Here is a 12,127-nt window from a genome sequence, read left to right on the forward strand (position 1 = left end):
GGCTCACTCCGCCGGTTGCGGTGCGGGGCGCGTGGGCGCGGTCTGGGCGCGCGGGGCCGCGCTGACCGGTGCGAGACGGCGCAGGCGCAGGGCATTGCTCAGCACCGAGACCGAAGAGAGCGCCATGGCTCCGGCGGCAAAAACCGGCGAAAGCAGTACGCCCATGGCCGGATAGAGCACACCGGCCGCCACCGGGATCAAGGCCGCGTTGTAGCCAAAGGCCCAGCCGAGATTCTGGCGGATATTGCGCAAGGTCTGCTGCGAGATATGGCGGGCATTCACCACGCCGCGCAGATCCCCGGACATCAGGACCACATCCGCGCTCTCGATGGCGATATCCGTGCCCGTGCCGATGGCGATCCCCACATCCGCATGGGCCAGTGCGGGGGCATCGTTGATCCCGTCCCCGACAAAGCCGAGCGTGGCGCCGGGCCGCGCCGCGCGCAGGGCGTCAAGCGCCGCGACCTTGCCATCGGGCCGAACCTCGGCCACGACCTCGTCAATCCCGGTCTCTCGCGCGATGGCGTCGGCAGCCGCCTGGCTGTCCCCGGTGATCATGACCACCTGCAGGCCTTGGGCTTGCAGGGCGGCAATCGCCTCGAGGCTTCCGGGCTTAACCCGATCGGCCACGGCCATGAGCGCGGCAAGCACGCCGTCACGGGCCACATAGACGACGGAGCGCCCCTCGGCGCCGAGCCGGGCGGCCTCTGCGTCGAGGGCTTCGGTGGGGATGCCCGCCTGCGCCATCATGCGGCCGGTGCCAATCTGGATCGCGACCCCGTCCACAGCGCCGCGCACGCCGGTACCCGTGTCGCTGTCGAACCCGGTGACCGGGCTGAGCGTCACCCCTTCGGCCTCCGCCGCACGCAGGATCGCGGTCGCAATCGGATGCTCGGAGGCGGCCTCGACACTCGCCACATCGCGCAGAAGCGCGGCACGCTCGATACCCGGCAGCGCCACGATATCGGTCAGTTCGGGCCGCCCCGCCGTCACCGTGCCGGTCTTGTCCAGAGCCATCACCGTCACCTGGCTGAGGCTCTGCAGCGCGTCGCCCTTGCGGAAGAGCACGCCCATCTCGGCTGCGCGTCCGGTGCCCACCATGATCGAGGTGGGCGTGGCCAGCCCCATGGCGCAGGGGCAGGCAATGATCAGCACAGACACCCCGGCGACCAGCGCGAGACCCGGCCCTGGCCCCACGGCCAGCCAGATCGCCACGGTCAGGACCGCGATGCCCAGCACCGCAGGCACGAACCAGCGGGTGACCCGATCGACCAGACCCTGGATCGGCAGTTTGGCGCCTTGCGCCTCCTCGACCATGCGGATGATCTGAGCGAGTGTGGTGTCGGCTCCGGTGCGGCTCACCCGGACGGATAGGCCGCCGGCGCCGTTGACCGTCCCGCCGGTGACCGCATCCCCATCGGTTTTCGCCACCGGCAGCGGCTCGCCGGTGATCATGCTCTCATCCACAAAACCACTGCCCTCGGCCACAATCCCGTCCACGGGGATCCGATCCCCCGGGCGGATGCGGACGAGATCGCCCCGCCCCAGCGCTTCGACCGGCACCTCCACGGGCACCCCGTCGCGCAGGAGCCGCGCGGTGGGCGCCTGCAGGCTCAGAAGGCTCTGGATCGCCGCCCCCGTGCGCCCTTTGGCCCGCGCCTCCAGCCAACGGCCCAACAGGATCAGCACGACGATCACCGCCGCGGCCTCGAAATAGACCGCGCGCGTCGCCTCGGGCAGCAGGCCCGGCGCGAAGGTCGCCACTACGGAAAAGCCCCAGGCCGCCCCGGTCCCCAGCGCCACCAGCGCGTTCATATCCGGGGCGCCATGGCGCAGGGATTGCCAGCCGCGCAGGAAGAAAAGCCGCCCCGGCCCCGCCAAGAGCAGCGTCGTCAGCAGGAATTGCAGGATCCAGGAGGTCTGGATCCCGATCGTTCCGGCGAGAAAATGGTGAAAGGCGGGGATGACATGGCTGCCCATCTCCAGCACGAAGACCGGCAGGGCGAGAGCGGCGGCGATGCGTGTACGGCGGGCCATCTCCTGCGCCTCGACGGCTTGCCGCTCGGCGCGCTGAGGCGGGCTGTCCCCGGAGGCGAGGCTCGCCGGGAAGCCCGCCTCGGTTGCGGTCGCCATCAATTGCGCGGGGCTTGTGGCCCCTTCGAGATAGCGCAGGGTCGCGGTCTCTGCGGCGAGGTTCACCGATGCCTCCTGCACCCCCGGGAGGGCTTGCAGCAGCCGCTCGACCCGCCCCGCGCAGGAGGCGCAGGACATCTTGGTCACGGTCAGGGTCGTTCTGGCCACACGCGGCGCATAGCCTGCCTTGGCCAAGGCGTCGGACACATCGCCAAGCGCCTGCGGATCCGCGAGGGTCACGCGCGCCTCTTCGGTGGCGAGGTTCACGACACTCTCCGACACGCTCGGCAACGCGTCCAGAACACGCCCCGCCCGGCCCGCGCAGGAGGCGCAGTTCAGGCCGGTCAGAGAGAGAGCAAAGCTTTGCGGGGCTGGATCAGACATGGCGGGACTCATTCTCGGATGGATCCCATATAAGGCTTCCAGCCACTGGAAGCTCAAGAGGCCCGCGAAAATGCCGCGCCTGGTTGCGGATTACTGGCCCGGTGCAGGCGTGTCAGCGGTTCGGAAAATTGCAGATGCCGTGGCCGCATTGGTGGCCATGAGCGTGTCGTAGAGGATCCCCAGCCGCAGCAGGGATTTCACATCCACATCATGAGGCAGCGCCGAGAGCGGATCGATGAAGAACACGAGCGCGTCGAGCTTGCCCTCGGCAATCATCGCACCGATCTGCGCATCGCCGCCCAAGGGGCCGCTTTTGAGCGCCGTGATGTCGAGCCCGGCCTCCTCGCGCAAGCGCCCGCCGGTGGTGCCCGTGGCATAGAGGGCGTGGGGCTCCAGCAGCGCGCGATGCTCCTTGGCCCAGGCCACCATGGCATCCTTGCGTTGATCATGGGCCACCAGGGCGATGGAATATGTCATTGGCTGCGCTCCCCTTTGCCGTTTCGGCGCCTGTTCTGCCTCTTCTATAGGCCAAGCGGGCGCGCCCGTCCCGGGGAATGCGGCGGGGCATATGGCCAGATTGCCCGCGCCTGCGGATCATGACAGCCTCCCGCGCACCATAGCAACCGGAGACCCCCATGCCACAGCTCACCAAAACCGCCGCCCAGATGGTCGCCGATGCCCGCGCCCGGATCGAAGAGATCAGCACCGAAGAGCTGATCGCCATGGCCAGTGATCCAGAGGTCGTGATCGTCGATATCCGCGACATCCGCGAGCGCCAGCGCGACGGCTATATCCCCGGCAGCGTTCATGCCCCGCGTGGCATGATCGAGTTCTGGGTCGATCCGGACAGCCCCTATCACAAGGAGGTTTTTGCCCAGGACAAGCGATATGTCTTTCACTGCGCCTCGGGCTGGCGCTCGGCCCTGACCGTGGCCACGCTGCAGGATATGGGCTTTGTCGCCGCACACCTGCGGGACGGGTTCAAGGACTGGAAGGCCAAGGACGGCCCGATCACCACGGATGACTAGGGTTTAGGTAAAGACCTTCGCCACCACGAGGATCGCGCCCAGAAATGGCACGGCGCCTGCAAGCACCCAGACCCCGTCCCGGGTGAGCATGCCCAGGGTGATCAGTGCAATCGCAGCACCGAGCAGCGAGGCAGAGAACGGCACCAGCTCAAAGAACGGGATGAGTGCCGCCATGGCGATGCAGCTCAGGGGCAGCACGTACCAGATCGGGCGCCGGAAGAGGATCCCGACCCGGCGATGGGCATGCCGGTCAAACCAGCGCCCGACCGGGTGGACCCGCTCCAGCCCCGCACGCAGGCGGTGGCCTGCGATGCCGCGCCGCTTGACCCAATCGGGCAGCCAGAGGCAGCCGCGCCCGGTCAGCATCTGCACCGCGACGAGGATGATGATCAGCGCGTTAAAGCTTGAAAACAGGGGAATTCCGCTCAGCGGCGAGACCAGCGTGATCGCCGGCAACAACAGAAGCGGCAGGAAACTTGCCTGCCCGAAGGCCGTGATCAGATCCCCGATCGAGACATCATCCCGCTCGGCCACATCCATCGCGCAATCGAGGACGCGGGTCATGGACCAGTCGTCATCCTCCTCGACATCCTGTGGCGACACGCTGGCATCGGTCATTCTGGCTCACACCCCGTAACACCGCCCCTGCGGCCCTCTTCAACAGATGGCCCTTCGGCGGGTTTATGCAAGGCGCGCGGGGGAAATCCGCTGCAGGCGCGAGGCCGCCAGCCAGCTTGCCGCCGCCATGGCCGCCGCCGTCCCAAGGCAGAGCGGCAGACCGCCCAGCTGATAGCTGAGCCCCGAGAGCAATGTGCCGACGAGCCGCCCCGCCGCGTTGGACATGTAGTAGAAACCCACATCCATGGTGACCCGCTCGGCCTTGGTGAAGGCGAGGATCAGGTAGGAATGGAGCGCGGAGTTGAGGGCAAAGACCACGCCAAAGAGCATGAGCCCCCCGACCAGCGCCGCCGTGAGCCAGGGCGCAGGTGCGCCGGCCAGCGCCACGAGGAGCGCGAGCCCGGCCGGGATCAGTGCCAACAGCCCGACCCAGAGCCGCGCGAGCCCGGTGATCTCCGCATCGCTCTTGTCCCGCGCCTTCAGGAGCGCCGGGGCAAAGCCCTGCACCGCTCCATAGCCAATGATCCAAAGCGCCATGAAGGTGCCGATCTGAAAGAACGCTGCGCGGTTGCCCTCGACACTGCCATCCGACAGCACGCTGTAGAAATAGATCGGGATCCCGACCACGAACCAGACATCTCGCGCACCGAACAGGAACAGGCGCGCGGCGCTCAGCCAGTTGATCCGCGGATCCTTGGAGAAGACATCCTTGAACTTCGCGCCCTTCGCGCCCTGGGGCAGGCCCGGCGGCATGAAGAGCCCCACCGCCGCGAGCACCAGCGTCAGCGCCCCCGCCATGGCCCAGATCGCAGGAACAAACCCGGCGACGGCCAAGAGCGCAGCCCCCAGCAAGAAGCCGAGCCCTTTCACCGCGTTTTTCGACCCTGTGAGCGCCGCCACCCAGCGGAAAAGCGCGCCGTCCCCGGAGGGGGCCAGCACCTTCACGGCGGATTTCGCGCTCATCTTCGACAGGTCCTTCGCGACCCCCGAGGCCCCCTGCACCGCCATGACGAAGGCGACCGAGGCCGCCACGCTCCAGCCCGGATCAAGCTGCGCCAGGGCGACCAGCGCTGCGATCTGGATGCCGAGCCCGGCATAAAGCGTCGAGGTCAGCCCGAACCGCGCCGCGATCCAGCCTGCGCTGAGATTGGTGATCACTCCCATCAACTCGTAGAGCAGAAAGAGATAGGCAAGCTGCAGCGCCGTGAAGCCCAGCGTATGGAAGTGCAGGAGCACCAGCATCCGCAGCGCCCCATCGGTCAGCATGAAGGCCCAATAGGCCGCCGTCACCGCCAGATAGGCGCGCAGGCCAGAGGGGGCCGCGGCGTTCATAGGCTGGCCAGAACCATGCGGGTCACATCCGCCAGACGCCACGCATAGCCCCATTCATTGTCGTACCAGGCATAGACCTTCACCTGCGTGCCGTTGATCACCATGGTGCTTTGGGCGTCGATGATGCCCGAGCGCGGATCGTTGGTGTAGTCGCAGGACACAAGCGGGCGCGTCTCATAGCCGAGAATGCCTTTGAGCTCCCCTTCGGCGGCCACCTGGAAGAGGGCATTGACCTCCTCGACGCTGGTTTCGCGCTCCACCTCGAAAACGCAATCGGTCAGCGAAGCATTGAGCAGCGGCACCCGCACTGCGTGACCATTCAGCCGCCCTTTGAGCTCGGGATAGATCAGGGTGATCGCCGTGGCCGAGCCCGTTGTGGTCGGGATCAGGGAGTTCAGGGCCGAGCGCGCCCGGCGCATATCCTTGGCAGGCCTGTCCACGATGGTTTGCGTGTTGGTGACGTCATGGATCGTCGTCATGGAGCCATGCTTGATGCCCAGCCCCTCATGCAGGACCTTGACCACCGGCGCGAGGCAGTTGGTGGTGCAACTCGCCGCGGTGATCAGATTGTGCTGGTCCGGCTCGTAAATGTCGTGGTTGACCCCGTAGACGAGGTTCACCGCCCCCCCATCCTTGACCGGGGCCGAGACGACGGCCTTGCGGACGCCCGCGTCGAAATAGGGCGCGGTCTTGGCCCCGGTCTTGAAGACCCCGGTGCAATCAACCACAAGGTCGATCCCCAGCTCCGTGAGCGGCAGCGTGTCGAGGTCTTTTTCCTGGGTGAAGCGGATCTCCTGCCCGTTGATCGTGAGGCTGTCTGCACCATGCCCGATCTCCGCATCCCAGCGGCCATGGACCGTGTCAAACTCCAGAAGCAGCGCATGCTGCTCCGGCGTGCCCACAGGATCGTTCAGCAGGACCAGATCCGCCTCGAGCCCCTCGTCGAAGAAGGCCCGCAGCACCAGTTTTCCGATCCGTCCCAAGCCGTTGAGCGCGATTTTCGGGCGCGAAGAAGTCATGTCGTCGTCTTTCCGTGTTCGGGTGAATGTCTCAGTTTGCACGGCCAAGTTCATCGAGCCGTGTCTGCAGACCCAGCCTGTCCAACTCTTGCAACGGCAGGGTGACAAAGCTCTCGATCCGGCGGCGCATCTGGGCATAGGTCTCTGCGAAGGCGAGGGATTTCTCAGCCTGCGTTCCGGTGACCTTCACCGGATCCGGCAGCCCCCAATGGGCCGTGATCGGCTGCCCGGGCCAGGGCGCGCAGTCTTCATTCGCTGCCGCGTCGCAGACCGTGAAGACGAAGTCCATCTGAGGGGCCTCGGCATCCTGAAACTCTGCGATGGGCTTGGCCCGCAACCCGTCGAGGCTGTGGCCGTTGCGCTCCAAAAGGTCCACCGCATGGGGGTTCAAGCCCGAGGCCGGATCCAACCCCGCTGAATGGGCCACGAAGCGCGCGCCGCCCAGATCAGCCAACAGCCGCTCGGCAAAGATCGAGCGCGCCGAGTTGCCGGTGCAGAGAAAGAGCACGTGGAAGGGGATGTCCTGCGCGATCGGCGGCGCTTCGGGTTGCGCACCGGGCGCGCAAAGATCCGGACGCCCGCGGCAGCAATCGGCCACAAGGTAGTCCACCAGAGCCCCCATATGGGCCATCTGGGCCGCATAATAGACCGCCCGCCCCTTGCGTTCGGACCGGATCAGCCCGGCATGTTGCAGCGCCGAGAGATACACTGACAGCGTATTGGGCTTGAGCGCGAGCGCATCGGCCATCTCGGACGGGCGCACCCCTTCGGGGCCCCGCCGTACCAGCAGGCGAAAGACCCCGAGGCGTCCGGGATGGCTCAGCGCGTCCAGCGCATCTGTGGCTTCCATTAATTCCATAATTCGTGAATACATGAATTATGGAACTTAACAAGACCCTGCCGAGGGACGCGCACGGCTTTTTGCAAATCTGGCCAAGCTGACGTAGCATAGGGAGGTCATCTCGCCGCTGGGGGGACGGAGATGCATCGATACAGCCGCTTTGCGCTCAGCTACACACCGGATCCGGAGACGGATCTCGCGGTGCTGGGCAAGCATTGGTTGGGCTGGGATCTCGAGCGGGGACAGGAGGTCCCGCTGCTCAAGATCGACCGGCTGCCCCTGCCCCTCTCGAAGATCGCGGCGCGCCGCCGGCGTTATGGCTGTCAGGCGATCCTGGTGCCGCCGTTCCGTCTTGCGGCCGGGCATTCGCCCCTCGATCTGCATCACCGGGCGCGGGCCATTGCGGAGCATTGCTCCGAGGTGACCCTCTCCGGCTTGCGGCTCGATCCCCAATCCGAGACAGTCGCCCTGCTGCCTCGCCTCCACAGTCCCGCGCTTGAGCGGTTCTGCGTCATCGTCGCCCGGAGCTTTCGCGACCTGCAGATCCCGGCGGAACGCGGCGACGTGGCCCCGGCGCCTGCAATCCCCGCAGCGCCGCCCTTCCGCTTTCAACTGAGCGATCCCTTGCCCCGGGCGGAGCTCGTCGCTCTCTCGGCGGCCATGCGCCCAATCATCGAACCGAACCTACCGCGGCCCTTCCACCTGCGCAGCCTCAGCCTCGTGGGCGAGGATGCCACCGGCTGGTTCCACCTGATCCAACGCTATCCGCTTCGGGCCTCCGGCAGCGCCTTGATGAGCGACGCGCCGATCCGGGCCGAGAGGCCGCGCATGCCCTTGCACTGGTAGCGATGTCTTGGTGAGAGCTGCCCCGCTGGAACAATGCCCGCGCCGTCGAGGGGAGGAGGAGGCCGACGGAAACGGGCATTGCCAGACGAGGTCTTTGTGACAGCGACACAACCGATCGTCACTGTGAGTTCACATTACGCCAAGTTCAGGGTCCGTCCACTTTTGTGGAATTTGGCGCGCGCAAAATCAGTGTTTTTGCAACGGCTTTCGCGCGCTGCGCTTCCCGAAAGCGCCTCCAGAGCCAAATGCCTGTTTTGACGGCATTTTGAGTATCGCTCAGCCATGGGCATGGCTCAGATGGCTATAGCCGGACCAGAGAATCGCGAGCCCCACAAGGCAGATCAGCGCGCCCGAAAGGTAAGGCGCCGCTGCGAAAACCGCGTCGAACCGCCCGCTCCGATGGCGCAGGGCGGACAGTCCCGTGGCCGCCACGACCCCTACAAGCACCAGCGTCGCAGCCAAACCCAGCGAGAAGGCCGAGACCAGAGTGATCCCCAAGGCGACCTGCCCCAGATGCAGGCAAAGCAGGAAAACCGTGATCGCCGCCGGACACGGGATGAGCCCGCCAGACAGCCCAAAGAGGATCGTCTGAAACGTTCCGGTCCGCCCATCGGCCAGGCGCGCCTCGATCTCGGCCGCATGGGCGCGGGTATGAGCGTCGGCATGATCGTGTCCGTGTCCGTGTCCGTGTCCGTGTCCGTGTCCGTGTCCGTGTCCGTGTCCGTGTCCGTGAGGATCGTCGGCAGCCGCCTGCCGTCCTGCAAGCCTTCGCGCGCGCACTTGCTGGGCCACCATCCAGAGCCCGATCGCGATCACGATCCCACCGCTCAACATCATGAAGAAAGGTTCCAGCGCCTCGCCAATCAGCGCATCCCCATAGGCAAGCGCCAGCCCCGCCAGCACCCAGACGATCAGCGAATGGGACAGCGCCGCCGAGAGCCCGAGCAGCACCGCCTGCCCCACCGTGCCTTTGGCGGCGATGATATAGGCGGCCATCATGGTCTTGGAATGCCCGGGCTCCAGCCCGTGCAGCGCGCCCAGCGCAAGCGCCAGAGCAAAGAGCACCAAGGGGTTGGCCCCGCCTGCCGCAATCATCCCGCTCAGATCCATGCTGCCCTCCCGGTGAGCCGCGTTTGAGGGGCTGTCTGGTCTGTCATCACAGGTACTTCGTCAACGCGCGCATCTCATCGAGCGCGGCCTGCAGAACCTTGGGACCCGGCGCAGGCGTGCTTAAGCAATGATCCATATGATCTTGAATCAAAACCCGTTTCGCCTGCTCCACGGCTTTCTGCACCGCGTGCAGCTGCTGGGCAATCTCGGCGCAGGGGCGGCCCTCTTCCAACATGCCACCGATGGATCTCAGATGCCCTTCCGCGCGCTTCAGGCGTTTGGCAATGGCCGGGTGGGAGGTGTGTCTGTGCGGCTCCGTCATACGCCAATCCTATCCTCCCCCGGGGGATAGGTCCACGCGGCGATTCCGCCTGATGGACATCGACACGCGCGCCCATCACTGACGTGAAACGGCCCCATTCCTGTCGCGTTCGGCGGGCAGCGTCTTCTGCGGAACAGCCGCAAAACAAAACCGAATGGGAGGGTGGAATGGACCTGCTGGTCTTCGAATGTCAGACGCGCCTTGGCCCCGTCCAATTTTGGCTGGGACAGCGCAGCGATGAAAGCTGCCTCAGCCTGACGCTCACAGCGTTGCAAAGCACCCTGCTGCTGGCAGGCCTGATCACGGCCCACCATCTCTCCAGCGTCCTGCGGAGCACGACGCAAAGCACGGAGCACAGATCACCAACAGACCGTCAGCGCGCAGAGGACCCACCCTCCCCGCACTGACCGTCCCCGCGCATCGGGCGCCAGCGCGGACGGGTCCCGCAGGACCCGGCTGCGCCGCAGGGCGCCGAGTGGCGCGGCGTGCCGCGTCGCCGAGGCGCCCTGCCCCGCCGATCCACAGCACCTAGCGCAAGCGCTCTTCCGTCTCCGCGTCAAACAGCATGACCCGGTCCGAGGACAGGACAAGCCCGGCGCGACTGCCTTCCGGCAGCGGGTCTTCCTCCCCGGCCTCCACGGTCAGACGCGATCCATCCGCCGCCTTGAGGTAGAGATAGGACACATCCCCGAGCGCTTCGGTCACATCCACCAGATGGGTCTCCCCTGCCGGATCCAGCTTCAGATGCTGCGGCCGGACACCGACAATCACCTTACCGGACCGCCCCTCGGCGGCAGGCACGGCCAAGGGGGCGATCCCATCCACATGGACCATCCCGTCGCGGATCTCCCCCGACAAGAAGTTCATCGCGGGAGAGCCTATAAATCCGGCCACAAACACATTGTCCGGATCGCGGTAAAGATGCAGCGGTGCGCCCACCTGCTCGATCTTGCCCGCGCGCAGCACGACGATCTTGTCGGCCAGCGTCATCGCCTCGACCTGATCATGGGTCACATAGACCATCGTCGCGCCGATCTCCTTGTGGAGACGCGCGATCTCCACCCGCATCTCTACACGCAGCTCGGCGTCGAGGTTCGAGAGCGGCTCGTCGAACAAAAACACCTCCGGCCCCCGAACAATCGCGCGCCCGATGGCAACCCGCTGCCGCTGCCCACCGGAAAGCGCCTTGGGCTTGCGCTTGAGGTATTGGTCAAGCTTCAGGATCTCCGATGCGCCAGAGACCTTCTGCTTGATCTCGTCCTTGGGCACCCCGTTCATCTTGAGGCCGAACCCCATGTTTTCCTCAACGGTCATGTGGGGATAGAGCGCATAGGTCTGGAACACCATGGCCACGCCCCGCTCCGCCGGATCCATGCGGGTCACATCCCGCGGCCCGATGGAGATCGTGCCATCGCTGGTCTCTTCCAGACCGGCGATCATCCGCAACAGCGTGGACTTGCCACAGCCGGACGGGCCAACAAAGACACAAAACTCACCATCCTCCACAGTCAGATCCACGCCATGGATCACCTGCGTGTCCCCATAGCGCTTGATGGCTTGCTCCAATACGATCCCGGACATGCCCGGCCCCTCCTCCGTTCAGGTTCCTGTATGTGGCAACGCGTCCGTGGCACCTGGAAAGTGCCAGTCCTGCGCGTCAGTTGCGATATGTTCCGCCGCGCGACGGATCAGCGGTGCATGTGCCTCAAGGGCTGGCAGCGCCATGCGCGCGGTTGTGCTTGTGATCGAGAGCGCGCCCAGCACGCGCCCGCCCCCGGCCAGGATCGGCAAGGCGAGGCAGATGATGCCTGGTTCATGCTCTTCGCGGTCAAAGGCGTAGCCGCGGGCCCGGATCTCGGCGAGATCCGCGCGCAGGCTCTCGCCGCTGGTATGGGTGTGCTCGGTGAAGCGGTGAAACGATTGCTGCGAGATGATTCGCGCCAGCTCCGCCTCGGGCAGGAAGGCCAGCATCGCCTTGCCCACACCCGTGCAATAGGCCGGCCCGACCTTGCCCGCCTGTGAGAACATCTCGACCGGTTTCGCGGCATTGCGCTTGTCCACATAAAGCACCTGCGCATTGTCGAGCTGGGCCAGATGCACCGTCTCGCCGAGCTCCGCGCTGAGCGCATCCACATGGGGGCGTGCCAGGGGCGCCAGAGAGCTTTGCGTCCAGGCCGCATGGGCCAAGCGTACAAGGCGCATGCCGGGCGCATAGGTCTGCCGGTCCGGGTCGTATTGCAGCATGCCCTGATTGGTCAGCGTCTGCACGAACCGATAAAGCGTCGCCTTGGGGAATTCACTATCCGCGAGCAGCTCGCCGAAGCGGACCGGGCGGCCATAGGCGGCCACCTGGTCCAGAACAGCCAGCGCTTTGCCGACGGTACCATCTCCGGTCATGCGTTCTTCCTCCCTTGGCTCCGCTCTTGGCGGCGAAAACCTGTTGACAGCATAGGCGACGTCAGGTCATCATTTCAATATATAAAACTTGGTTTCA

12 protein-coding genes are annotated in these 12,127 nt (G+C 65.9%); 2 read left to right on the forward strand and 10 right to left on the reverse strand.

Annotation, left to right across the window (positions count from 1 at the left end; all coding sequences use genetic code 11):
* Positions 1-3: 3 nt before the first annotated feature.
* Both ACP153_RS08450 and ACP153_RS08455 read right to left on the reverse strand, forming a co-directional pair.
* The gene (locus tag ACP153_RS08450) at positions 4-2,517 is read right to left on the reverse strand and encodes a heavy metal translocating P-type ATPase (protein WP_424970538.1); all 2,514 of its coding nucleotides are present in this window, start codon (positions 2,515-2,517) and stop codon (positions 4-6) included.
* Positions 2,518-2,607: 90 nt separating this feature from the next.
* Entirely contained in the window at positions 2,608-2,994 is a 387-nt protein-coding gene (locus tag ACP153_RS08455) for a methylglyoxal synthase (RefSeq protein WP_424970539.1), read from the reverse strand.
* A 158-nt stretch (positions 2,995-3,152) separates the two neighbouring features.
* Here ACP153_RS08455 and ACP153_RS08460 point away from each other — a divergent pair, with 158 nt between their 5' ends.
* A complete protein-coding gene (locus tag ACP153_RS08460; RefSeq protein ID WP_424970540.1) occupies positions 3,153-3,545 on the forward strand; it encodes a rhodanese-like domain-containing protein in 393 nt (130 codons plus the stop codon).
* A 3-nt stretch (positions 3,546-3,548) separates the two neighbouring features.
* On the opposite strand, the gene ACP153_RS08465 is transcribed toward ACP153_RS08460, so the two are convergent.
* From ACP153_RS08465 to ACP153_RS08480, 4 genes are all read right to left on the reverse strand, one after another.
* On the reverse strand, positions 3,549-4,163 hold the full coding sequence (locus ACP153_RS08465; RefSeq protein ID WP_424970541.1) for an exopolysaccharide biosynthesis protein: 615 nt from the start codon (positions 4,161-4,163) through the stop codon (positions 3,549-3,551).
* A gap of 63 nt (positions 4,164-4,226) precedes the next feature.
* Positions 4,227-5,495, reverse strand: coding sequence for an organoarsenical effux MFS transporter ArsJ (gene arsJ / locus ACP153_RS08470; RefSeq protein WP_424970542.1), 1,269 nt, complete (start codon positions 5,493-5,495; stop codon positions 4,227-4,229).
* Entirely contained in the window at positions 5,492-6,514 is a 1,023-nt protein-coding gene (locus ACP153_RS08475) for an ArsJ-associated glyceraldehyde-3-phosphate dehydrogenase (protein ID WP_424970543.1), read from the reverse strand. Before ACP153_RS08475 ends, arsJ begins: the two co-directional genes overlap by 4 nt.
* A gap of 31 nt (positions 6,515-6,545) precedes the next feature.
* Entirely contained in the window at positions 6,546-7,373 is an 828-nt protein-coding gene (locus ACP153_RS08480) for a helix-turn-helix domain-containing protein (protein ID WP_424970544.1), read from the reverse strand.
* A gap of 123 nt (positions 7,374-7,496) precedes the next feature.
* Between ACP153_RS08480 and ACP153_RS08485 the strand changes: the two genes are divergently transcribed.
* Complete coding sequence (locus ACP153_RS08485; RefSeq protein ID WP_424970545.1) at positions 7,497-8,201, forward strand: DUF1045 domain-containing protein; 705 nt, start codon at positions 7,497-7,499, stop codon at positions 8,199-8,201.
* 276 nt (positions 8,202-8,477) lie between these two features.
* Here the strand turns inward: ACP153_RS08485 and ACP153_RS08490 are convergent, their stop codons facing one another.
* From ACP153_RS08490 to ACP153_RS08505, 4 genes are all read right to left on the reverse strand, one after another.
* Positions 8,478-9,311, reverse strand: coding sequence for a nickel/cobalt efflux transporter (locus tag ACP153_RS08490; RefSeq protein WP_424970546.1), 834 nt, complete (start codon positions 9,309-9,311; stop codon positions 8,478-8,480).
* Between the two features lie 46 nt (positions 9,312-9,357).
* On the reverse strand, positions 9,358-9,633 hold the full coding sequence (locus ACP153_RS08495; protein ID WP_424970547.1) for a metal-sensing transcriptional repressor: 276 nt from the start codon (positions 9,631-9,633) through the stop codon (positions 9,358-9,360).
* A 528-nt stretch (positions 9,634-10,161) separates the two neighbouring features.
* Entirely contained in the window at positions 10,162-11,214 is a 1,053-nt protein-coding gene (locus tag ACP153_RS08500; RefSeq protein ID WP_424970548.1) for an ABC transporter ATP-binding protein, read from the reverse strand.
* A gap of 18 nt (positions 11,215-11,232) precedes the next feature.
* Entirely contained in the window at positions 11,233-12,030 is a 798-nt protein-coding gene (locus tag ACP153_RS08505; RefSeq protein ID WP_424970549.1) for an IclR family transcriptional regulator, read from the reverse strand.
* Positions 12,031-12,127 lie beyond the last annotated feature (97 nt).

The organism is Dinoroseobacter sp. S76, assembly GCF_049801095.1.
GTDB lineage: Bacteria > Pseudomonadota > Alphaproteobacteria > Rhodobacterales > Rhodobacteraceae > Dinoroseobacter.